The organism is Kaistella rhinocerotis, assembly GCF_030243905.1.
Classification (GTDB): Bacteria; Bacteroidota; Bacteroidia; order Flavobacteriales; family Weeksellaceae; genus Kaistella; species Kaistella rhinocerotis.
Window position 1 is genome coordinate 50,042 of record NZ_JASSYY010000003.1, and the last position, 23,646, is coordinate 73,687.

Sequence of the window (23,646 nt, forward strand, 5' to 3'; positions counted from 1 at the left end):
AGTTCTACCGCTGAAGTTTTTCACCGTAACTTAAATCTCCGGCATCGCCTAAACCTGGAGTTATGTAACCTTTAGACGTAAGTTCATCATCAATTACACCCACCCAAATCATAGCTTCCGGATATTCCTTTTGAATGGTTTCAACGCCCTGTTTTGAAGCGATGGCGGCCACAATATGCAACTGCGACGGTTTCCCGTGATTCAGTAAATCTTTGATTGCTTCAATGAGACTTGCGCCTGTTGCAAGCATAGGATCCGCAACGATCAATGGTCGGCCATCAATATTTGGGCACGTAAGGTAATCCTGTTTTATCGAAAAATAGTCGTTTGCATCGTGTTTTCGGTATGCGGCTACGAAACCACAGTCTGCTTTGTCAAGATAGTTCAAAAGTCCCTGGAACAAGGGAACACCCGCACGTAAAATAGTAGTGATCACCGGCTGTACGGCAATTTCACGGGATTCAATTTTGGCTAAAGGCGTGGTAATCTCAATTTTTTTCTGCTCTAGACCTTTGCTGATCTCAAAGGCGGCAATTTCGCCAATGCGCTCCATATTCCTGCGGAAACGCATGCGGTCATTCTGGATTTCGGTATTACGAAGTTCGTTGATCCAGGTATTCACGAGTGAGAACTGCGTTGATAAAACATTAGTCATAGTCGGTAGTTAGGGTGCAAAGTTCGTTAAATTATAGGTGACAAAAAAGCCCTTCAAATACAATCTGAAAGGCTTAAATACGTATTATTTCTGTCTGAAATACACTTCAATCGGCACACCGGTAAAGCCAAACTGTTTCCGGAGCTGATTCTCGGTGAATCTTTTGTACGGTTCCTTCACATATTGCGGCAGATTACAGAAAAATACAAACTGTGGACTCGGCGTTGGCAACTGCACACAATATTTGATTTTCACATACTTTCCTTTCAGTGCCGGCGGTGGCGTTTGCTCGAAAATCGGCAGCATCACCTCGTTAAGTTTTGAAGTCTTGATTTTTTTCGCACGGTTTTCATACACTTCCATTGCCACTTCCACCGTTTTCAGGATTCTCTGTTTAGATAGTGCTGACACAAACAGAATTGGAATATCGGTAAACTGACCGATCTTTTCTTTGATCTGATTTTCAAAATCACGCGTCGTGTTGGTATGTTTGTTTTCTACAAGATCCCATTTGTTCACCACGATCACTATTCCTTTGCGGTTTTTCTGCGCAAGGCCGAAAATATTCATATCCTGCGATTCCCATCCCAAAGTAGCATCCACCATGATGATTACGACGTCTGAATACTCAATTGAACGGATAGAACGCATCACGGAATAAAATTCAAGGTCTTCTTTCACCTTGGCTTTCCGCCGCATACCAGCGGTATCTACCAGCACAAATTCGTGCCCGAATTTATTATACAGCGTCTCAATCGAGTCGCGCGTTGTTCCGGCGATATCGGTGACGATGTTTCTTTCAACATCGAGAAGCGCATTTGTAAGGGTAGATTTACCCACGTTCGGACGACCTGCAATGGTGATTTTAGGCAGTCCTTCAAAAGGATCTTTGTAATCTGTAGTTGGGAATTCTTTTACGATATCATCGAGGAGCTCGCCTGTTCCGGAACCTGTCGCAGAAGATAAAGTATAGTATTTTTCGATTCCAAGCTGGTAAAATTCGGTAGCAGCCAGCTCCTCTGTGGCCGAATCTACCTTGTTTACAGTAACATAAACCGGTTTGTTTGATCTGCGGAGCATCTCAAAGATTTCCTGGTCGGTATCTGTAAGTCCTTCCTCCACATTCAGCATGAAAATGATCGAAGTGGCTTCATCGATAGCCAACTGAACCTGCTTTGAAATTTCTTCCTGGAAAACATCTTCGGTGTTTACTTCGTAACCTCCGGTGTCGATCACCGTGAATTCTACACCATTCCAGTCAGATTTTCCGTAATGACGGTCCCGCGTAACGCCTGAAGTAGAATCTACGATAGCTTCTCTCCGCTCCAGAAACCGGTTAAAAAGGGTTGATTTTCCTACGTTGGGACGCCCAACGATTGCAACAATATTGCTCATTCAAATTTTGTTTAATAATTTAATTATTAATGGGTTACTCCAACCATTGAAGCCCAAAAATTTTTGCAAAGGTAGCGTTTTCAATTTTGTTAGCGAAATGTTATTCTTTTTATGAAATCCATAATCCTATTGCATCACAGATCGGCTCTTTTTCGGAAGGGAAATCGCCTGAGGTTCTAGCCCCGATCGCAATGGAAATCCCCGCCGCGGCGGGATTGCAATGAAGAGCGGGACGGGTCTCCGGAAGTTGCAAAAATACTGTTGCTACAAATAAAAAAAGCCATCTCAGAAATGAAATGCCTTTTATTTTTAATATTTATTGACAGTTAGACCCGCGTGATTTCTGCTCCAATGGCCCTTAGCCTGCCATCGATATTTTCGTAGCCACGGTCGATTTGTTCGATATTGTGAATCAACGAATCGCCCTGCGCAGAAAGTGCAGCGATCAACAAAGCGTTTCCGGCCCTGATATCCGGGGACACAAGCGTGGTTCCACGCAGCGGCGACTCATGATTGAGACCGACAACTGTGGCGCGGTGCGGATCGCAAAGTATTATCTGTGCGCCCATATCGATAAGTTTATCCACGAAAAACAATCTGGATTCGAACATTTTCTGATGAACCAAAACGGTGCCCTGCGCCTGCGTTGCAACCACGAGGATGATCGACAGCAAATCCGGTGTGAAACCCGGCCACGGCGCGTCTGACACCGTGAGGATAGAACCGTCAATGAACTTCTGTATTTTGTAATTGTCCTGCGCGGGAATGTAGATGTCATCGCCCCGGCGTTCAAGCATGATGCCGAGCTTGCGGAATGTGTTCGGTATAACGCCAAGCTCATCCCAGTTGACGTTTTTGATTGTAATTTCCGATTTCGTCATAGCTGCAAGGCCAATCCAAGAGCCGATTTCGACCATATCCGGCAACATCGTATGCTCTGTACCGCCAAGTTTTTCCACTCCGTCTATTATGAGCAGATTTGAGCCAATGCCCGAAATTTGTGCGCCCATTCGGTTCAGCATCTTGCAAAGCTGTTGCAGATACGGCTCGCAAGCGGCATTGTAAATACTGGTGCGTCCTTTTGCTAAAACTGCAGCCATCACAATATTTGCCGTGCCGGTAACCGATGCTTCCTCGAGCAGGATAAATTTACCCTGAAGTTCTTTTGCTTTTAAAGAATATAAGTAAAGTGAATCGTCATAATTGAATTCCGCACCCAACTCTACAAAACCCTGGAAATGTGTGTCCAAACGTCTGCGACCAATTTTATCGCCGCCGGGTGTTGGCATGTAGGCTTCACCAAAGCGGGCAAGCATAGGACCCAAAAGCATGATGGATCCTCGGAGTTTAGAGCCGTCTTCGCGGAAACCGTCAGATTTTACGTAACTGAAATTCACGGCATCCGCCTGGAAAGTATAATCTCCATGACCGTTTTTGGTGATTTTCACACCAAAATCGCCAAGAATCTCGATTAACCTGTTTACATCATGTATATCCGGGATATTTTTAATCCGTATCTCCTCATCTGTGAGCAGAATCGCACACAATATCTGAAGTGCCTCGTTTTTCGCGCCCTGCGGCGTTATCTCACCCTGTAATCTTTTCCCACCCTTAATCTTGAATGTTCCGCTCATACCCTACTTCCTGTTTTTATTTTGAAAATTCCGTTTTTTATTTTGGTGGTTTTGCTGCTGGTTTTGGTTCTTACCGTTTGATTTATTATTGCGGTTGGTTGCGTAATAAATTTTGTTTTTTTCGAGAGAATCAAGTGACGTAAGATCAAGCCTGTCATTCGAAAGGTCTTTCAGATGCCTGAAGATGACCTCATCCTGTACATGTTCCTTATTGTAAACATTGTAAGATTTCTTCATGTTGTTTGCGATCACCTGTATCAGCGCGTCTTTCTCGTCGCCGGCTTCAAGTTCAATTGCTTTGTCTATCAGTTGCAGTATACTTTTACCGTAAAACTTGAAATCCCCCTGCAGTTTGGGATATTCCATACGTTTCGGCTTCACCTGCATCTCCTCAACTGTTGGGAACTGATAAGGCGGATCTACATCCAGATCGTAGTTCGATAAAATGAAAAGGTGATCCCACAGCTTATGTTTATAGTTTTCTTCATCGCGTAGTTGCGGATTCCGCTGTCCCATAAAATCCACGATCGCCACCGCCATCTCATTCCGCTCTTCCTTTGTAGAAAGCTCTTTGCAGCGCTCGACGAGTTGCTGAATGATGCGGCCGTATTCTGGCATGTGAAGTTGGGGTCGGGAGGTGTTGTATTCCATGGCTGCAAATATAAGAATTAGTTTGGCAGAATAATGCGCGCGATGTGCCGCTCACTAGCTAGTAAGCAAAGTGATGCAGACTTCCATAAATTTAAATATAAAAAGCCGCTATTACTGATCTACAAACCGTTTGCGTTCTTCAGGGCTGGGCAGAAAGCATTTTTGTGAAGCGAGTTCCTGGCGGTACTTCGCAACAATGGAGTAAAAATAATCGGTAATGAAAGACGGTAGAAAGCGCAGGTAGCTTAAGAGTTTAAATTTACCGCCCAGCAGACCAGCAATTGCAAACGCAGCTTTCGATTTGGTAAGATAAAAACCACCTGGTTTCCACAGATAAACGGTGCTAAGTTCGGCAGTTGGTAAATTTCGTTCATTCAGGAAACGCTGCCCAAAATCTGATTGCAGGGCAGCGAAAAGAAAACGCTCCTGTTTGTCATTTTCAAGGATCCATTGCACCCAATGGTTGCAGAAACCGCAGTCTCCGTCATAAAATAGATAATATTTGTTCGGGTCTGTCATTTAAAATTTTATTTTTCCGGCGGAAGATCATTCAGAAGCCTCGTATCATCTTCAACGAATTTGAAATATCTAATGATTTCAGCGCGTTCCGCATCTGTTAACTCTGCCTCTGGATGTCCTATAACAAAGGAGTTCAGTGGCATCTCACGTTTTTCCACCATTTCGCGTGATTCAGCCAACTTATGTGCCTGACGTTTCAGCTCGTACGTAGCGAAGGTGGAGAAATTGAGTTTCATTCTGCCCTCATCGATATGATCTTTTAAAAACCAGCCGATAGGCTGCACGTTCGAGTACCATGGATATTTGGTTTCATTACTGTGACAGTCGTAGCAGCTTTCGCGAATGATATTTGCAGTTTTGGAGGGCGTGCTTTTAATATTCAGGAAATCCATCTCAGGCGTGGGCTTCGGGTTTTCTTTATTAATTGGGAAAAACTGAATCAAAATCATGCCGAAAAACAAAATGGCTACAAGAACTTTCATGGCGGTTTACTTTGTGTGAAAATACGGATTTAATAATAAATATGCTCTACCGCGAAATTCACCTCAATAGATTTTATAAATCAAAAATTATTTTCCGATTGACAAATACTTGTTATCTTTGCACTACGAAAATTTAAAACAATATAATATGTCATTAGTAGGAAAGAAATTCCCAAACATCGCGATCGATGCAATGAGTGAAATGGGTGATGATTTGAAGATCAACGTATTCCAGGAAGCAGCTGAAAACCAACAAAAAGTGCTTTTGTTCTGGTACCCGAAAGACTTTACTTTCGTTTGCCCTACGGAACTTCACGCTTTTCAGGATGCTTTGGGCGAGTTTGAAAAAAGAAACACTAAGGTAATCGGCGCTTCTTGCGATACAAATGAAGTACACTTCGCATGGCTGAACACACCAAAAGACAACGGCGGAATCGAAGGTATTACTTATCCGATCCTTGCGGACACACACCGTCAATTGGCTAACCAACTTGGTATTGTAGATCAGGATTTCGAGTTTGATGAAGAAGGAAATGAGTTTTTCACAGGTTCAAATGTGACTTACCGCGCCACTTACCTAATCGATGAGACCGGAAAAATCTTCCACGAGTCTGTAAACGACATGCCACTTGGTCGTAACGTGAAAGAATTCCTAAGAATGATCGACGCTTACACTCACGTTCAGAAAAACGGTGAAGTATGCCCGGCAAACTGGGAAGAAGGCAAAGAAGCGATGAAAGCTGACAGAAAATCTACAGCTGAGTATTTGGCGTCTCAGAACTAAGAAAAGTCAGGGTTTTTTGACTTTAATGTTTAATTTTTAAAATTAAGAAAAAATGTACACAGAATTAGCAGAAGATACATTGCAGCAGATCGTTGCAGACCATGAAAAAGTTGTGGTACAGTATGGGGCTACCTGGTGCGGTAACTGCCGGATCATGAAGCCGAAATTTAAAAAATTAGCTGCCGAGAACGATGATATTCCGTTCTATTATGTAGATGCTGAGAAACTTCCAGAAAGCCGAAAACTGGCCAAAGTAGACAACCTGCCAACTTTTGCGGTCTTCAAAAACGGTGAATTGCTGAATCAGGTTCAGACCAACCAGGCTGAGAATCTCACTAACCTTTTTAATGAACTGAAGTAACATGAAATTACCGATTATCAGACAGTTTTACCAATCGCAAACTGCTGAAAACCTCGAGAAAACACTTGAAGTGCTCGAAACTTTTTCAGAAATGCGTGGGGTAAGTGAGGAGGAGTTGAATGTTACTGGCGAGCTAATCACCAACATCTGTGGCGCGCTGGAGGTGCACCAAAATGTGAAAAACGGTGTTCCGGAACGTGAAGCGCTAAACGGTTTTGCCCAGAAAGTTTTGGGTTCAATTGACAGATAAAACAGCAATTAATAATAAAAAAAAGCGGGAAAAATTTCCCGCTTCTTTTTTTATTTATGCTTGCCATAACCTTTGCCGTTCTTGCTGTGTTTGTATTTGCCAGCGGCTTTTCGGGGGTCATGTTTTCCCTTTTTATAGTTTGAATATACCTCCGCGCGTTGCACCTGACGTTTTTTTAGCTGTCCCGGTGCATAATCTTTGGCAGATCCGCCATAGATTTTTTTAGCCTGTCCCGGTGGGAGTCTGCGCGCATTATTGTTCGGATTATAAACCGTATTGTCGCGTCCCAGGATGCCCGGGCGTCCGTAAACATCACCCGTTCTTACCACGCGACCGTTTTCGTACACATTGCCGTTTCGGTCACGGTAAATTTCACCGGTTCTGTAAGTTCCTCCATCTGGCGTACGGAAAACGCCGCCATTTCCTGCCGGATAACGGTTCGGGTAGTTATTGCCGTAAGCATCGTTCGCAGTTCCGCAAGATGCCATCGTGAAAGCCAGTCCGGCCACAGCTGCTATTTTAAGTAAGTTTTTCATTTGTATAAAATTAATATTCAGCAACCCTATTCCAATGATGATGCCAAAAAATTTAAAGCTTACTTACAGAACGGTTTTTACCCGACAATCGTACTTCGCCTTTCAAGAATAAGCACATCCCGCCAAACGCAGTTCATCTGCCCGAATTTCTCGCGGCGGCCCACTTCGCGGAATCCCAGTTTGAAATGAAGCGCAAGACTTGCCTCATTCTCGGGAAAAATACCCGATTGAAGCGTCCAGTAGCCGTTTTCTTCACTTGCTTTAATCAGCTCACTTAGTAACGCACGGCCAATTCCGAAACCGTGGGCTGCGAAGCTTAAATAAATGCTCACTTCCGCCACGCCCGAGAAGCACTCACGCTTACTAACCGACTGTATGGCGGCCCAACCCAACACTTTTTGATTTTCATCTTCAGCCACGAGACGGCAACATTGAAGAAATTTAGTATCCCACGATTCCCAACTCGGCACGTTTCTATCATATGTTGCGTTTCCGCCGGCAATTCCTTCGCCGTAAATCGCCAGTACTTCCGGGCCATCCTGGTCCCTCATCGTGCGCAGTTTGAAAGTCATTTGGTTTAAATTTTTTCAGTTTTAAATTTAAAAAAACCGCACAAATCGCGCGGTTTTATTTTTAAATATTTTACTGGAGTTCTTTTTTCAGAAAACGTGCAGTGAGCGATTTCTTAGACCGCGCTACTTCTTCGGGCGTGCCCTTGGCAACTATTTCACCGCCTTTGCTGCCGCCTTCCATACCCACATCGATAATGTGGTCTGCGAGTTTGATGACATCCAGGTTATGTTCTATTATTACAAAAGAATTCCCCAGGTCCACCAGCTTGTTGATGGCTTCCATCAGTACTTTCACGTCCTCAAAGTGCAAGCCGGTGGTGGGCTCATCTAAAATATAGAGCGTGTTACCCGTCTGTTTTTTCGAAAGTTCGGTCGCAAGTTTGATTCTTTGCGCCTCACCGCCCGAAAGCGTGGTAGACTGCTGACCGAGCGTGATATATCCGAGGCCGACATCCTGCAGGGTTTTCACTTTCGCGAATATCCTAGGCAAAGGTTTAAAGAATTCAGTAGCCTCATCAATCGTCATTTCCAGCACATCTGAAATCGATTTGCCTTTGTAGCGAACCTCCAGTGTTTCACGGTTGAAACGTTTGCCGTGGCAGGTTTCGCAATGAACGTAAACGTCTGGCAGGAAATTCATCTCAATCACCTTCAGACCACCGCCCTGGCAAGTCTCGCAACGGCCGCCTTTTACGTTGAAACTGAAACGTCCCGCTTTGTAACCGCGGATTTTAGATTCCGGAAGTTCCGCAAAAAGATTTCGGATATCGGTGAACATGCCGGTATATGTTGCCGGATTTGAGCGCGGGGTACGCCCAATCGGGGCCTGATCAACATCTACAATTTTGTCGATATTCTCGATTCCTTCAAACTTTTTATACGGCAAGGGCTCCTGCACCGCACGGTAAAAATGCCGGTTCAGAATCGGATAAAGCGTACCATTGATCAGCGAAGATTTACCGCTGCCGGAAATTCCGGTTACCACAACCAATTTCCCGAGTGGAATCTCAATACTTACATTCTTAAGATTATTTCCGCTCGCACCTTTTAAAACTAAAGATTTTCCGTTACCCGCCCGTCTTTCTGCCGGCACCGGAATGTTTCGGCGGCCCGTCATGTAATCTGCGGTAAGCGTGTCGGCTTTCAGCAATTCATCCGGCTTCCCCTGCCACAGAACTTCACCACCAAATTTGCCGGCGCGCGGACCGATATCCAGCACTTCATCTGCTTCCAAAATCATGTCCTTATCATGTTCCACAACAATCACCGAGTTACCGATGTCGCGCAGATTTTTAAGCGAATTGATAAGCCTTTCATTATCTCGCTGGTGAAGACCAATCGAAGGTTCATCGAGAATGTAAAGCACATTCACCAATTGGGAACCAATTTGGGTTGCGAGCCGTATCCGCTGAGATTCGCCGCCGGAAAGTGTACGTGAACTACGGCTTAAACTTAAATAATCGAGGCCCACGTCGAGCAAAAACTGCAAACGTGTTTTGATCTCTTTCAGAATTTCATGCGCAATCACATGGTTTTTTTCGCTGAATTTTCCTTCAATGTCATTGAGCCAATCCATCAGGTCCAGCAGCGAAAACGAGCTGACCTCAGCGATATTTCTACCGTCTATTTTAAAACTTAAGCTGGATTGCTGCAGCCTCGCACCCTTACATTCGGAACATATCTCTTCGGTGGTGAAATGCCGCTCAAGCAAAACCGCATCATAACTTTCTTTGTCCTCGATGAGTTCATTTATGATGCTCACGAGACCATCAAAACTTACTTTAATCTTTTTAGTAATACCGGCATACTTCAAATCTTTGTTGAATTCACGGTGGCAGCCATTGTAAATATAGTCGATGGCTTCTTCCGGTATATCCTTAAATGGTGTTGCGAGCGTCAAACCGAAAATCTCTAGAATATTCCTGATTTGTCCGAGCACCCATTTGTTAGATTTTATGTCCTCCAACGGTAATAATGCGCCCTGATTAACCGATAATTTAGGATTTTCAACGAAATATTTGGTGTTCACTTTTTGCACCGTACCAAGGCCTTTGCAATGTGGGCAACTGCCTTTTGGTGAGTTGAATGAAAACGTGTTGGGTTCCGGCAAAGCAAGCGAGTGACCCGACTCTGCGTCCATCAGGTTTTTGGAGAAATATTCAATGTCTGTACTTCCAAGCAGCTGAATTCCTATGGTACCCTCGCCCATCTGCATCGCGGTTCGCAAAGATTTTGCCATACGTGCTTCCGACGCACTTTCGCCAATGATCCAGCGGTCAATCACAATATCAATGTCGTGTGTTTTGTAGCGGTCGAGTTTCAGGTCGTATTCTATATCCTGCAGTTCACCGTCAATTCGGGCCTGGCTGTACCCTTTTTTGGCCATCTGCACGAAGAGTTCGTGATAGTGACCTTTTCGTGAGGTGACTACAGGAGCCAGAAGCAGCAACTTTTGGCCATCATAATTTTCCTGGATGGTTTCAAGGATCTGCTCCTCGGTATAACTAACAAGTTTTTTTCCGCTGTTTAGGGAATATGCATCTGAAACCCGCGCAAAAAGTAGACGCAGGTAATCATACAACTCAGTTACCGTGCCCACAGTGGAGCGGGGATTTTTATTCGTGGTTTTCTGCTCGATCGCGATTACGGGCGAAAGTCCATCAATTTTATCGACGTCCGGTCGTTCAAGTCCGCCCAGAAACTGACGCGCGTAAGCGGAGAATGTTTCGATATAGCGGCGCTGCCCTTCAGCGAAGATTGTATCAAAGGCCAGCGAAGATTTTCCACTGCCCGAAAGCCCGGTGATCACCACCAGCTCATTGCGCGGAATCTTTAGCGTAATGTTTTTCAGGTTGTGCTCGCGCGCGCCATAAATTTCTATATATTCTTTTGAATCTTTCATTTTCTGGTGTCTTAAAATCTATATTTTAAGAGTTTGCAAAAATACGGAATTTTGTGCCATTCTATTCTGCCGGCCAGATATATAAAGTCTTAGCTTAAAAAATGTGCATAAAGCTAAAGTCAAGCAAATCATTGAAATTCAAAAATTTAAATTAAGCATGATGGAAGTGACTTTGAAATACTAAACAAGTGCGTAAACACCCAAAAATATTTAAATCTTTATTGCGAACCCGACTTAGGGGAAGCCGAATGGGGTAATGCTTAACTTAGGTCAATGCTTTTAAATTTTTAAAACATTAATTTTGGAATGATATCAACAGTACAATTATGAAAGTAAATATTTGGAGCGACGTTCGCTGTCCGTTTTGCTACGTCGGAAAGAAAAAATTCGAAAAAGCGCTTGAAAAATTTCCCCAGGCAGAGAATATTCAGGTCGTGTGGCACAGTTTCCAGCTCGATCCCGACCTGGAGACGCAGCCAGACCGGGACCCGTATGAATTCTTTTCGGAAATAAAAGGGATCTCCACAGAACAGGCAAAAGCCATGCATGAACATGCCAAAAACGCAGGCCGCGAAGCCGGAATCGAGTTTAATTTTGATAATTCAAAGATTGCAAATTCTTATAAAGCACACTTAATCATTCAGTTAGCCAAACAAAAAGGTGTAGCTGATGCCATGGAAGAAGCACTTTTCAAAGCGCAGTTCATCGATGCCGAGAATATTGATGATGAATCTACACTGCTAAAAGTCGCAACGTCAATGGGCATTACCGAAGAAGATGCGAAAAAGGCATTCAATTCTGATGAACTTTCTCACGCTGTGGCTCAGGATGGTTTGATGGCAAGACAACTGGGCATCAATGCAGTGCCATTTTTTGTGTTTAATGACAAATACGGCGTTTCGGGCGCGCAGCAACCCGAGCATTTCCTTGAGGTTCTTACAAAATCTTACGAGGAATTTTCAGCGGGAGACAAAGGCTTACAGATCATCAGTTCCGGCGAAAGTTGCGACGCAGATGGCAACTGCAACTAATGTGAATATTGATCGCGGCAGTTTCTGACAGGTTATTCGGACTGGAAATTGCTGCCGCTAATTAAATAAAACAAAGATAAAATGAGTCGTGGATTTGTAAAAGAAGATGATCAGGAAGAGGTTCCGTTGGTTCCGCCCCGAGCGGATCTGCCGGCCGGTGCCGAAAATCTTGTAACTCCCGCCGGAATGCAGGCACTGCAGGATGAACGTGAAGAATTGCTGCAGCAGCAGGAACAGCTCGATTCTTCGCATGAAAGGGAGTACCGCATTGCCTTCAACTATATAAATGCCAAACTACAACTGCTCAACGCGCGCATCGCTTCAGCGAAAATCGTTGATTCTACACGCTTGCCTCAGGACGAGGTGCACTTTGGTGCTACGGTACAATTCAAAAATGTAGAAACTGACCTGAAGCAGACTTTCCAGCTGGTGGGCGTAGATGAAGCGAATATCGGTAAAGGCAAACTGGCTTTTACAACGCCGTTAGCCAAAACATTGATCAAAAAGAAGGTAGGTGACAAGGCGAAACTGCAATTAGGGGAAAGAACCAATGTTTTCGAAATTCTGTCTGTCAAATATTTGCAAAATGACTTGAAGAAATAATAATTATTTAACGTAGATCAATGCGGCGGCATTCGGAGAAGCGTAAATTTGCATTAATATTAACCTCAATAAGTAAAAATTATTATGAAAAAATTATTCTCATTATTCGCAGCGGTATTGTTTTCTGCGTTGTCATTCGCTCAGATCACACTTACAAGCGATCCGGCACACTCGCGAATCCAGTTTTCTGTAATCCACTTAGGAATTAACGACATCACGGGAAATTTTGACAAATCAACGTTAACGATCAATGCTGACGAAAAAGACTTCGTGAATTCTCAAGTAAATTTCACAGTAGACGTAAACTCTATCAACACGCATATCGATGCGCGCGATAAACACCTTAAAAATGCAGATTTCTTCGATGCAGAACAGTTCCCAACGATGACGTTCACCAGTACATCATTAAAGAAAACCAGAAATAACTATTACACACTGAAAGGTAACCTGACAATGCATGGCGTTACAAAACCGGTGACACTTAACCTTGTCTACCGTGGATCTTACGTAAATGCAAAGAATAAGAAAACTACGCATGGATATCAGGTTCTTGGAACCATCAAAAGATCAGATTTCAACGTAGGCCCGAACTTCCCGGAAGCAGTGATCAGCGACTTGGTAAGAATAAAAGGCGATTTTGAGATGGCAGCACAATAAGAATTATTGTTTTTGTATGAAAGCGAAATGCGGGAAACTGCGTTTCGCTTTTTTTATGGAATTGCGTGAAACCGCTTTATCGAAGTGGGCTCGAAAGAATACTTTGCAGTGACCGTTTTGTGCGCGGCAACGTCAAGCTCATACCACGGTGAGATATCGGCATTCTCCGGATTTTTCAGGATATGCACATCCTGCGCGGGCATGAAGCTTTCGGCCAGCAGGTACAGCCTTTTTTTCTGCACATTTTCGGCAACACCCACCACGATCACCGAATGTCCCGGGCTGCCGGGTTTAATGATGAAATCTCCGGGCTGGATGTCGGCATTACTGGTGACTTCGCGGGATTCCCTGTCGAGTGAAATGGTGCCGGCGTAGCGAAAAATTATATTTAAATATTGACGGAAGGCAAAATACGAATCATCGTGAAGGCCCGTTTCAACAAACGTCACCCGCTTGCGGTGCTCGCGTGTGCGCACGCCGCGACTGTAATCTTCCCAGGCGAAATACTGCCCGCTCGTAAACTCAAAGCCAATCTCATCGAAGCGTTTGTTGACCCAGAGATATTCGGCATAAAGACGCATCCACGCATCGGCGCACTGCTGCAGGTCTTTGTCCCCGACATCAATTTTCAAAACTGCCATATGGAAATCCTGATTTTCAACCGGAATGGCACGATAATCGCGAATAGGGAAACCCGGCGGGAGCAGCGGAAAATGTACGAGATATTCGCTGAAACTTCCTTTTGGCGGCCTTAGCCAAGCAAAACCTTTAGGTGGTGTGAAGCGGCTGATTATTTTTGATTTTTTCGGATCGCTGATTATCGCTTCCGTGGTTTCCACTACCTGCCCAAAAGTATTGCAGGTACCCAAAACCGACAGAAAAAAAAGAAGTAGAAGCCTTGCCAACGCCTTTAGTTTGCTCAAAAGTACTTAATATTTTGATATAAGAACGCAGGCACCAAATTCCGAAAAAACATCATTATATTTGATAGGTTTAATAAAAATGAAAAGATTTCTCTGGGGATTCATGTTGTTCGCGAATTTTGCAGCCTTGCAGGCGCAGCGCGACAGTGTATATATAAAAGCGACGATACAACCCGAAACCCGAACGCTAACCGTGGACCAGGAAATCGTTTTTACAAATAAAACCGGCACGCCATTAAGCAAAATCAAGCTGCTCAACTGGCTTGCAGCCTACAAAAAAGACCGTACGCCACTTGCTTACCGCAAACTTGAAGACCGAAAGACCACCCTGCATTTCGCAGAAAAATCTGAGCTTGGCGGAACATATGAACTGCAGATCGCCACACGTAACAACCCTTTGCTGCAATACAATGGCGCGGATGAAAACATTTACATCCCTTTACCAGAACCACTTGAAGCTGGTAAAAGCACCAAAATTTCACTGATTTACAAACTGCGTCTTCCACTGAGTAAGTTTACCGGATACGGAATAGATGAGCACGGGCAGATGCTTTTGAAATATTTTTTCATTGTTCCCGATGGTTTTGAAAGTGAGGCGCAAAGCGAACGATTTTATCTTGATATTGACGAAAACCAAAATCCCGGCACCTACTGGACAGTAAATCTTAATCTGCCCGCCACTTACTATTCAAAAAGCAACCTGGCGGAAGTACAGCCTAACCATTTTGAAGGCAAACTGAATATAGACCCGGAATTTTTCATCGGTTCGAGCCGTCTCAGTTCCATTGAAAGCACGGTGGATAACCAGACTGTCCTGGTGGATTTCGGTTACCAGCTTACCGGAGCGGAAAGAGCAAATCTGGAGATTTTGCTGCCGCGCCAGCTCGCATTCATTAAAAATAAAACAGGATTTCTGCCGGCTAAGATTTTCATTTCCGATAAATTCCGTCGCGATGAAGGTTTTATCGGTATTGATGACATCAAGTTCTGGAAATTTCATTTCCGCCTTTTTACTCCCGAAGAACAGACCGACCTGAAATACTTTAGTGCGATCAGCAAAAAAGTGGTGGAACAGTCGGCGGTTTACGAGAAAAATGAAGATCACTGGATGGTGAACGGCCTGAAAACGTATCTGGAGATCCGCTACATTGACAGTTTTTATCAAGACAAGAAACTGCTTGGCGACTTACCTGAGGACGCAAAGATTTTCGGGTTGAAACCACTTAAAATTTTCCATGCATCGAAGCTGAAACTTTCCGAACGGTATGGGCTGGCGTACCAATATATGATGACGCAGAACCTGGACCAGGCGATTGACATTCCGTTCAATGAATTGAGCAATTTCAACGCATTGGCTATCAGTCATTTTGAAAGTGGCAGCCTGCTCGCCTTCATCGCTGAAAAAATGGGTGAGGAAAATTTCAGCCAGTTTCTGCGCAGTTATTTTGCGGAAAACCGCAACTCAAGACCACTTAAAAAGGATTTTCTTGATAAGTTATCAGTCGCTTCGGCCTACTCTGCCGATTTTCTGGAACCGTTCGTGCAGCATAAAAACCGCGTGAATTTCAATCTGAAAAGGTATTCTAAAAAGGAGGACGAGTTTTTGGTAAAAATCAAGAAAAACACCACGCTTCCGGTACCTTTTAAAATAGAAACAGTAACCGAAGACAATGCAGTGGAAACATTTTGGTTTGATACAGACAATCTCACAAAGACTGATATCTACCGCATTCCGCAGGCTGATGCGAGCAAGATCGTTCTGAACAGTGACTATATTTTCCCGGAGATGAACTTCCGCGACAATTATCGGTACACAAAAGGGTTTTTTGCCAATACCAAAAAGATCAGATTCAAATTTTTTAAAGATATTCCGAATCCTGAATACAATGAAATCTACCTGAATCCGCGGGTAACTTTTAATGCTTATGATAAAGTACTGGCGGGGCTTAATTTTCAGAACACTTCCTTTTTTCAGCGTAAATTCAGGTATTCGGCGACGCCGTATTTCAGTTCAGGAACAGGTAAACTCACCGGTTCGGGCGGCGTAAGCTATACTTTTCAGCCGGCCGAGAGCTTTTACCGGTCACTTACTTTTGGCCTTTCAGCCTCGCATTTTCACTATGATTATGACTTGACTTACCGAAAGATTTCCGCGGAAGCAGGCTTTAATTTCTCTAAAAATCCGCGAAGTGACATTGGGCGAAGCCTTGGTTTTTCCTATAACTATTTCGAAAAAGACCTGAATCCGATGATGCTGGCTAACAATGAATACGAAAAATATAATCTTTGGAACGTAGGTTATGGCTATTCAGACCGCCGCGTGATCCATGAAAAGTATCTTGGCGCAAATGTGCAATGGATGGAAGATTTCCAGAAAATTTCTGCGGAAGCGCTGTATCGATTCGAGTTTGCTGATGACCAAAAAATCAGCTTGCGTTTCTTCGGCGGCTATTTCCTCAGCAACAAAACCAAAAACAATCTATTTGATTACGGTATCTCACGCGTTTCGAATTATGCCTTTTCTTACGGGCTTTTGGGTCAAAGCGCCACGTCAGGTGTGCTGGCGCAGCAGTATATCTTAGCCGAAGGCGGTTTTAAATCTTATGTGGGGAATACCGCAAACCAATGGATTGGCGCTGTGAATGTCGATACACATGTCTGGCGGTGGTTCAATGTCTATGCTGATGCAGGCGTTTACAAAAACAAACATCAAACCCCTGAATTCATCTGGGATTCGGGCATCAAGGTAAAGGTAATTCCGGACTTTCTGGAAGTTTATTTTCCCATGCAAAGTTCATTAGGATTCGAACCTTCATTTAAAGATTATGCGCAGCGGATCCGCTTTACGCTGGTGCTGAATTTCGGTGCAGTCACCGATTATTTCAGAAGGGGTTGGTTTTAAAACTTTAAAGCTATTCGGCAGAAACTTCAGGTTCACGGATCACTTTCCAACAGAGCGTTGCAAAAAATCCGCCGAGCAGAAAGCCCATGGCCGCGCCCATCAGTATGTCCAGCGGGAAGTGAACGCCAAGGTATATGCGGCTGTAAGAAACAACTGCAGCCCAGAAAAAGAGCAGATGCGGCAAATACCGGTGGGTCTTTCGGAGCAACATACTCATCAGCGTTGCGATGAAAAAAGTATTCGAGGCGTGGCTTGAATAAAAGCCGAATTTCCCGCCACATTTCACTTCACGCACAAGATTATCTAAAGTTGGGTCATGACATGGTCTTAATCTTCCAACACCGGATTTAAAGATCCCGGCCAACTGATCCGACACTGTAACGCCAAGCGCGATGAAAACAAGGATAAATAAGACGTTCCGAAGTCCGAACCGTTTGAACAGTAGATACAGGAAAATCACATAAAGCGGCACCCAGATCCAGGTAGCTGAAACCATGATCCAGAACTGATCGAAAACACTGCTTCCCAGATTGTTTAGATAAAGGAAAACCTCGCGGTCTTGCTGAATAATCTCTTGCATATTATCGGCTTACAGGACCTTCGTGCTCCGGGTCGTCAACGGGTTTTATCTGAGGTGGCGGCGCAGCCTGCGTGTAGGCATCGCGCTCCATATCAGCCATTGGATTGTAGTCTTTGGCGGCTTGTTTCACCTTATCGATCTCGCGCTTTATTTCGGCAACAGGATTATCTGTTTCCTTTAAGATTTCGGTTTTCACATCCTCCATCGCGCCGCGCATCTTGCGAACTCCCTGGCCAAGGTCACGCGCAATCTGCGGTAATTTGTCGGGTCCGAAGAGCACCACAATGGCCACCGCAATCAAAAGCATTTCGCCTATACTCAATTCCATTCGGTAAAATTACAAAAGTTTCTTAAAGCAGACATTCCAAGCATCTTTACTAACATTTAAATATGGTTTAAACGCGCTTTTTATTTTTAAAGACATAATATACAATTACAGCACTCACCGCCATCAACAGAAATCCCAGAAAGAAGGGCGCACCCGGAAATATGAACGGCGCCTGATCATGCGTGAAATAGTAAAAAATATTGGTCATCAGCGGCGGACCCACAATTGCCGTAAGGCTTACCAAACTCGCGAGCGCACCCTGAAGCTCGCCCTGCTCATTGCGCGGAACTTCTGCTGAGATCACTGATTGCAGCGCGGGACCCGCGATTCCACCAAGTCCATAAGGAATCAGAAATGCAAACATCATCCAGCTTTCACTTGCAAATGCAAAGAGAATCATCCCTAAAGCATACAGCGTAAGTCCATAGAAAATACTTTTTTCATTCCCGATTTTTGGCTGTATAAAACGGATCAGATAACCCTGTACCAAAGCTGCCATAAAACCTGACACTCCAAGCGAAATCCCGACGAGGGTTTCCGTCCAGTTAAATTTATACATGGTGTAAAAAGTCCAGTTGGTCTGTACCGCATGTCCCGCAATGTAAACGAAAACCAGTGCAGCGATAAGCCCCAGAATCTGCGGATAGCGCCGCAGTTGTAGAAGCGAACCCACAGGATTTGCGCGCCGCCAATTGAAAGGTCGCCGGCTTTCTTTATCGAGACTTTCCGGAAGCACAAACCAGCCATAGAGAAAGTTGACCAAACATAAGATGGATGCAGCATAAAAGGGCACTCTGGAACCATATTGACCTAAAACTCCACCGATTACCGGCCCAATGATAAACCCCAAACCGAATGCGGCACCGATCATTCCGAAATTTTTGGCGCGGTCTTCATCCGTGGAAACATCAGCGATATAAGCACTTGCCGTGGTGATACTGGCTCCGGTGACCCCGGAGAAAATACGACCAACAAAAAGCCAGAAAATGGTAGGTGCTAATGCCTGAATTAAAAAATTAAACGAAAAGCCAAGCAGCGAGAACAGTATGATCGGTCTTCGGCCGTATCTGTCGCTTAATCCGCCAAGAACGGACGCAAATATGAACTGCATGCCGGCATAAGCAAAACTCAACCAGCCCCCATATTGCGAGGCTACGCTGAGATCCGGATTATGTATAAGTTCCTGTATAAGCTTGGGTACCACCGGAATGACGATGCCCCAGCCGGTGATATCGATCAGCAGCGTAATAAATATGAAGCCGACCGCGGCAGATTTTTGCTTTTTCTTCATCAGAGGTGCAAAGATAGTTCTTGTAGAGAAATTTTTAGTTAAAATCAAAAAAAGTCCTTCTTGCGAAGGACTTTAGTTATTTAAGAAAAATACTAAACCTCAGGTGTAGGTTCAGGTTTTTCTGTGACAAGGCTTTTTTTGGCGCCTTCTACTCCCTTTTTCTTCAGTAGGTCATAAGAAACCGCTGACGCGATAAACCATGTAGAATAGGTACCGAAACCAACCCCAATAAGTAACGCGAACATAAAGCCACGAAGGTTTTCACCACCGAAAATGAAGATCGCAAGAATCACGAGGAAGGTCATGAATGCGGTGTTAAATGTTCGGCCCAGCGTGCTGGAAATAGAATCATTGAACAAACCTTCAAGCGTGAGGGATTTTTTCTCATTCAGATACTCACGGATACGGTCGAAGATGATTACGGTATCATTAATTGAATAACCCAATACGGTAAGGATCGCCGCAATGAAATCCTGGTTGATCTCCATATTGAACGGCATCACATTTTTAAGGAGTGAATATACACCCAAAATCACGATCGCGTCATGTACAAGCGATGCAATAGCGCCTGTAGAGAACTGCCATCTTTTGAAACGGATCAGGATATAAAGGAAGATACCTGCAAGTGCCACGATCATCGCAATGAAACCGCCGGATTTGATATCGTCTGCAACCGTAGGTCCTACTTTCACAGAACTTACCACACCATAATTATTGGCGCCGGAATCTTTAAAGTTGCTTAATTGCGCATCAGCCGGAAGATAAGGCTTCAGACCTGCGAATAGTTTGCTTTCAACGTCCTGATCAGCTTCAAGGCTTTCTTCATCTACACGGTAATCTGTAGTAATTTTCAGCTGGTTGCTGCTTCCGAATGTTTTCACATCCACCGCATTCTGCTGTCCTTCCTTGTTGATGAACTGCTTTTCCAGGCTGTTCGCGGCCTCATTAGCCACAACAGGATCGGCGAAACGAACCACATAGCTGCGGCCACCTTTGAAGTCAACACCATATTTAAAGCCTTGTGTCGCAATAGAAATCAGACAAACAAGGGTAATAATCCCGGAGATGATGTAAGCATATTTTCTTTTTCCAATGAAATCAATCCATGTATTTCTGAAGATGTTCTTACTTAGTTTTGTCCAAACAGACAGGCCTTTGCCTTTTTCTAGTCGGCTGAAGATGAGAACTCTGGTAAGAAGTACACACGTAAACATCGAAAGGATAATACCGATACCCAATGTTACAGCGAAGCCCTGAATAGGCCCGGTTCCGAAAATATAAAGTACTACGGCTGTAAGTAATGAGGTAATGTTACCATCAATAATCGCCGAAAGTGAGAAGTTGAAACCTTCGTTATATGCTTCACGGATATTCTTTCCGGCAAATAATTCTTCTTTGGTCCTTTCATATACAATTACGTTCGCATCAATAGACATCGCCATCGAAAGCACGATACCCGCAATACCTGGAAGCGTAAGTGTAGCATCTACGGAATCCATGATTCCCATCAGATAGAACAGGTTGAATGTAATCGCGATGATTGCGTAAATCCCTGCTCCACCGTAATAGAACAACATATAAAGGATGATGATCACAAAGGCGATAATGAATGAATACATCCCCGCATCTACAGATTCAGCACCCAATGACGGCCCTACCACTTCAGCCTGCACGATCTTCGCACCTGCCGGAAGTTTACCCGCACCCAGTACATTTACAAGATCCTGTGCTTCCTCCTGAGAGAAACTTCCTGAGATCTGCGTTCTACCGTTCGGAATTTCGTTTACCACATTTGGCGCGGTATACACCACATTATCTAAAGTAACAGCTACCGGTTTGTTAATGTTCTTACCTGTAAGCGTTTTCCAGTCTTTCGAACCTTTGGAATCCATCTGCATGTCTACCACGATTCTGCCAAGATCATCATAGTTAATCCGCGCAGATTCTACAGCACCGTCTACCGGCGCTTTCTGGCTGATATTCCCGCGAACTGCGTAAAGCACGAGGTTATTCGCATCGTTCACTTCAGGCTTGTAGCCCCACATGAACTGCGTATATTTAATATTTTGTGGTCTTAGGTCTTTCGCGATCTTGCTGTTCAGAATCTTGTTTACTGCGGCAGTATCCGAAAGTTTTACATTCGCTACACCGTTGCTTTTTAAAGTATTAAGCTGCAGAAGGTTGGTGAAATTGGTATTTTTAGCCACACCTAATGAGTCGCCTTTAGCCGCTACTACTGCGCTAAGCTGCTCAAAGTAAGGCAGGACTTCCTGTACTTGCTGTACTTCCCAGAACTGAAGTTTTGCGGAAGTCTGAAGCATTTTCTTCACACGGTCGATATCTTTTACGCCCGGCATTTCCACAGAGATACGTCCTGTTCTTGGTACGCGCTGCACATTTGGCTGCGTAACACCCATCTTATCGATACGTGTACGGATCACTTCATACGCAGTTCCCGTTGAAAGTTCGATCCTGTTTTCTATAATTCTTTTTACCTGGTCATCCGGCGTATTGAATTTGATCTCAGAAAGATTCGTGTTACCGAAAATTTCAGGATCAGCAAGTTTCAGGTTTGCATTCTTCTCCTTATTTACCAGGTCAAACTGAGTGAAGAAATCTTTGATATAAGTATTCGTAGAGTTCTTCTGCATCTGGTCTGTCCTGTCCAGCGCTTCGATAAGAACCGGATTGGTAGAATAGTTGGTCAGGTTGTTTACAAGGTCACGTTGGTTGATTTCAAGAAGAACGTTGATGCCGCCTTTAAGGTCAAGACCCAATTTCATTTCCTTCTCTTTGGACTTCGAATAGTACAGCTCAGTGAAACCCAGGTTCAGCGTGTCTTTTGACAGTCTGGCGATTTCTCTCTGATATTTTTCAGGATTGTTCCCGGCAAGCTCGGTGGCCTGTTTTTCGATTTTACTTGCATACCAGGTGGGTAGTAATTCATTAAGACATATAAGTCCCAGAATCACCGCAACCAGCGTAATCAGTCCTTTTCCTTGCATTGTGAATAGTTTACAGCATTAAAATTATAGTCGGCAAATATAATGATTTTCAGTAGAATTAAGAATCTTTAACAATTTTTTTTAAAGCCTGTAACGATGGATAAAAATATCATTGAGAATACAATAATCGCAGAGTGAACTAAGATATTTATAATTAGAAATCAGCGATTTATGAAAATGAAGTAACTTCACGATACCAAAACACTCACACTTATGAAAAATCTACTTTTTGCGCTCGCAATGCTGAGTGCGCCCCTGTTTCAAGCCCAAAATATGGTGCTTACGAGTTTCGCCACAGGCTTCACTTCTCCCGTTGAGATTGTGAACGCTAAAGACAGCAGGCTGTTCGTAGTACAGCAAAACGGAATCATCAAAATTTTGAGGCAGGACGGAAGCGTGAATTCGGCAAACTTCCTGAATATCAGTACAAAAATACTTTTTGGCGGCGAACGCGGTCTGCTGGGTCTCGCCTTCCATCCTGATTATGCCACCAATGGTTTTTTCTACGTCTTTTATAATAACACAGCGGGAAATATCACGGTTGCAAGATACACGGTAAGCTCGAATCCCGATGTGGCTAATGCTTCTACAGAGAAGATCCTGCTCAGCATCCCGAAACCGTTCGACAACCACAACGGAGGCAGCATGCATTTCGCACCCGACGGGTATCTTTGGATCTCAACCGGAGACGGAGGCAGCGGCGGCGACCCGAATAACAACGCTCAGAATAAGAACTCATTGCTTGGCAAGATGCTGAGAATCGATGTAAATTCGGCCGGAACTTATAATATTCCGGCCGGAAACCCATTCGTAGGAACAGATGGTGCTGATGAAATTTGGTCGTACGGTATGCGCAATGCCTGGAAATTCTCATTTGATCTCACGGCCGGCAATGTAATGTTGGCAGATGTAGGTCAGGGAGTTTACGAAGAGATCAACCGAATGCCAATCACACAGGCGGGAATCAACTACGGATGGCGATGCTACGAGGGCAATACCGCATACAACACAACCGGCTGCGCGGCTGTGTCCACCATGACGTTTCCTGTTGCAGTGTATGATCACGCGGGTGGAAAGTGCTCCATTACGGGAGGTTATGTATATCGCGGAAGTCTTTATCCGGCGCTCTTCGGCAAATATATTTTCGCAGATTACTGTTCACGGCAGATCGGGGTGATGAGTCCGGAAGGTTTTATCTCGTGGAGCACCGCGTTTGCGGGTAATAATTTTGCGACTTTTGGTGAAGATTTTAATAAAGAACTGTATGTAGCAGCCATAAACAACGGTACCATTTACAAAGTGAGCACCACAACGCTCGCGGCTGATGCTAATGATAAAAACAGTTTTAAGATTGTACCAAACCCTGCATCAGACCGAATTTTGGTTCAGGGCCCAACTTCGGATGACTATTCAGTAGAGATCCTGAATGCGGAAGGCCGACTGGTCTTAAACACCAAAAACAAACCGGACGGCAGTGTAGATGTCTCTGCATTAAGTGCGGGTATCTATTTCGTAACCATTAAATATAATTCCGTAAAAGCTTACACGCAGAAACTGATCATTAAATAAATCCATCGAGCTTAAT

Annotated in this window: 22 protein-coding genes; 8 read left to right on the forward strand and 14 right to left on the reverse strand. The window is 44.2% G+C overall.

Going from position 1 to position 23,646, the window contains the following annotated elements:
* Positions 1 to 4 precede the first annotated feature (4 nt).
* From upp to QEP06_RS09965, 6 genes are all read right to left on the reverse strand, one after another.
* Complete coding sequence (gene upp, locus QEP06_RS09940; RefSeq protein ID WP_251833774.1) at positions 5 to 655, reverse strand: uracil phosphoribosyltransferase; 651 nt, start codon at positions 653 to 655, stop codon at positions 5 to 7.
* Between the two features lie 84 nt (positions 656 to 739).
* A complete protein-coding gene (gene der, locus QEP06_RS09945; protein WP_251833775.1) occupies positions 740 to 2,050 on the reverse strand; it encodes a ribosome biogenesis GTPase Der in 1,311 nt (436 codons plus the stop codon).
* A gap of 326 nt (positions 2,051 to 2,376) precedes the next feature.
* Positions 2,377 to 3,684 carry a UDP-N-acetylglucosamine 1-carboxyvinyltransferase gene (gene murA, locus QEP06_RS09950; protein WP_285270124.1) on the reverse strand — a complete coding sequence of 436 codons (1,308 nt, stop codon included), beginning with the start codon at positions 3,682 to 3,684 and terminating at the stop codon, positions 2,377 to 2,379.
* 3 nt (positions 3,685 to 3,687) lie between these two features.
* Positions 3,688 to 4,335 (reverse strand): DUF4290 domain-containing protein, encoded by a 648-nt coding sequence (locus QEP06_RS09955; protein ID WP_285270125.1) that lies wholly within the window; start codon positions 4,333 to 4,335, stop codon positions 3,688 to 3,690.
* Between the two features lie 111 nt (positions 4,336 to 4,446).
* Entirely contained in the window at positions 4,447 to 4,854 is a 408-nt protein-coding gene (locus QEP06_RS09960) for a thiol-disulfide oxidoreductase DCC family protein (RefSeq protein WP_285270126.1), read from the reverse strand.
* An 8-nt stretch (positions 4,855 to 4,862) separates the two neighbouring features.
* Entirely contained in the window at positions 4,863 to 5,336 is a 474-nt protein-coding gene (locus tag QEP06_RS09965) for a heme-binding domain-containing protein (protein WP_285270127.1), read from the reverse strand.
* Positions 5,337 to 5,484: 148 nt separating this feature from the next.
* On the opposite strand from QEP06_RS09965, the gene QEP06_RS09970 reads away from it, so the two are divergent.
* Genes QEP06_RS09970 through QEP06_RS09980 form a run of 3 tightly spaced genes read left to right on the forward strand, consistent with a single transcriptional unit; the run spans position 5,485 to position 6,731 of the window.
* Complete coding sequence (locus QEP06_RS09970; RefSeq protein ID WP_251833780.1) at positions 5,485 to 6,120, forward strand: peroxiredoxin; 636 nt, start codon at positions 5,485 to 5,487, stop codon at positions 6,118 to 6,120.
* Positions 6,121 to 6,172: 52 nt separating this feature from the next.
* Positions 6,173 to 6,481 (forward strand): thioredoxin family protein, encoded by a 309-nt coding sequence (locus QEP06_RS09975; RefSeq protein WP_251833781.1) that lies wholly within the window; start codon positions 6,173 to 6,175, stop codon positions 6,479 to 6,481.
* A 1-nt stretch (position 6,482) separates the two neighbouring features.
* On the forward strand, positions 6,483 to 6,731 hold the full coding sequence (locus QEP06_RS09980) for a DUF6952 family protein (RefSeq protein ID WP_251833782.1): 249 nt from the start codon (positions 6,483 to 6,485) through the stop codon (positions 6,729 to 6,731).
* Positions 6,732 to 6,781: 50 nt separating this feature from the next.
* On the opposite strand, the gene QEP06_RS11715 is transcribed toward QEP06_RS09980, so the two are convergent.
* The 3 genes from QEP06_RS11715 to uvrA form a co-directional block, all read right to left on the reverse strand.
* Positions 6,782 to 7,267 carry a hypothetical protein gene (locus tag QEP06_RS11715; RefSeq protein ID WP_285270128.1) on the reverse strand — a complete coding sequence of 162 codons (486 nt, stop codon included), beginning with the start codon at positions 7,265 to 7,267 and terminating at the stop codon, positions 6,782 to 6,784.
* Between the two features lie 77 nt (positions 7,268 to 7,344).
* The gene (locus QEP06_RS09990) at positions 7,345 to 7,839 is read right to left on the reverse strand and encodes a GNAT family N-acetyltransferase (protein WP_285270129.1); all 495 of its coding nucleotides are present in this window, start codon (positions 7,837 to 7,839) and stop codon (positions 7,345 to 7,347) included.
* A 70-nt stretch (positions 7,840 to 7,909) separates the two neighbouring features.
* Positions 7,910 to 10,741 (reverse strand): excinuclease ABC subunit UvrA, encoded by a 2,832-nt coding sequence (gene uvrA / locus QEP06_RS09995; protein ID WP_285270130.1) that lies wholly within the window; start codon positions 10,739 to 10,741, stop codon positions 7,910 to 7,912.
* A gap of 326 nt (positions 10,742 to 11,067) precedes the next feature.
* Here uvrA and QEP06_RS10000 point away from each other — a divergent pair, with 326 nt between their 5' ends.
* The 3 genes from QEP06_RS10000 to QEP06_RS10010 all read left to right on the forward strand — a co-directional run bounded on the left by QEP06_RS10000 (position 11,068) and on the right by QEP06_RS10010 (position 13,032).
* Positions 11,068 to 11,772, forward strand: coding sequence for a DsbA family oxidoreductase (locus QEP06_RS10000; RefSeq protein WP_285270131.1), 705 nt, complete (start codon positions 11,068 to 11,070; stop codon positions 11,770 to 11,772).
* 81 nt (positions 11,773 to 11,853) lie between these two features.
* The gene (locus tag QEP06_RS10005) at positions 11,854 to 12,375 is read left to right on the forward strand and encodes a GreA/GreB family elongation factor (RefSeq protein WP_285270132.1); all 522 of its coding nucleotides are present in this window, start codon (positions 11,854 to 11,856) and stop codon (positions 12,373 to 12,375) included.
* An 84-nt stretch (positions 12,376 to 12,459) separates the two neighbouring features.
* Positions 12,460 to 13,032, forward strand: a complete 573-nt coding sequence (locus QEP06_RS10010; RefSeq protein WP_285270133.1) for a YceI family protein — start codon at positions 12,460 to 12,462, stop codon at positions 13,030 to 13,032.
* Positions 13,033 to 13,085: 53 nt separating this feature from the next.
* Here QEP06_RS10010 and QEP06_RS10015 read toward each other — a convergent pair whose 3' ends face one another.
* Positions 13,086 to 13,955: a DUF4846 domain-containing protein gene (locus tag QEP06_RS10015; protein WP_285270134.1), complete on the reverse strand. Its 870-nt coding sequence runs from the start codon at positions 13,953 to 13,955 to the stop codon at positions 13,086 to 13,088.
* A 79-nt stretch (positions 13,956 to 14,034) separates the two neighbouring features.
* Between QEP06_RS10015 and QEP06_RS10020 the strand changes: the two genes are divergently transcribed.
* Positions 14,035 to 16,857 carry a gluzincin family metallopeptidase gene (locus QEP06_RS10020; protein ID WP_285270135.1) on the forward strand — a complete coding sequence of 941 codons (2,823 nt, stop codon included), beginning with the start codon at positions 14,035 to 14,037 and terminating at the stop codon, positions 16,855 to 16,857.
* 10 nt (positions 16,858 to 16,867) lie between these two features.
* Here the strand turns inward: QEP06_RS10020 and QEP06_RS10025 are convergent, their stop codons facing one another.
* From QEP06_RS10025 to secD, 4 genes are all read right to left on the reverse strand, one after another.
* Positions 16,868 to 17,437, reverse strand: coding sequence for a phosphatase PAP2 family protein (locus QEP06_RS10025; RefSeq protein WP_251833791.1), 570 nt, complete (start codon positions 17,435 to 17,437; stop codon positions 16,868 to 16,870).
* 1 nt (position 17,438) lies between these two features.
* The gene (locus QEP06_RS10030) at positions 17,439 to 17,765 is read right to left on the reverse strand and encodes a Sec-independent protein translocase subunit TatA/TatB (RefSeq protein WP_251833792.1); all 327 of its coding nucleotides are present in this window, start codon (positions 17,763 to 17,765) and stop codon (positions 17,439 to 17,441) included.
* Between the two features lie 67 nt (positions 17,766 to 17,832).
* Complete coding sequence (locus tag QEP06_RS10035) at positions 17,833 to 19,056, reverse strand: TCR/Tet family MFS transporter (RefSeq protein ID WP_251833793.1); 1,224 nt, start codon at positions 19,054 to 19,056, stop codon at positions 17,833 to 17,835.
* Between the two features lie 92 nt (positions 19,057 to 19,148).
* The gene (secD, locus tag QEP06_RS10040) at positions 19,149 to 22,061 is read right to left on the reverse strand and encodes a protein translocase subunit SecD (RefSeq protein ID WP_285270136.1); all 2,913 of its coding nucleotides are present in this window, start codon (positions 22,059 to 22,061) and stop codon (positions 19,149 to 19,151) included.
* A 213-nt stretch (positions 22,062 to 22,274) separates the two neighbouring features.
* On the opposite strand from secD, the gene QEP06_RS10045 reads away from it, so the two are divergent.
* Positions 22,275 to 23,630: a PQQ-dependent sugar dehydrogenase gene (locus QEP06_RS10045; RefSeq protein ID WP_285270137.1), complete on the forward strand. Its 1,356-nt coding sequence runs from the start codon at positions 22,275 to 22,277 to the stop codon at positions 23,628 to 23,630.
* Positions 23,631 to 23,646: the final 16 nt, after the last annotated feature.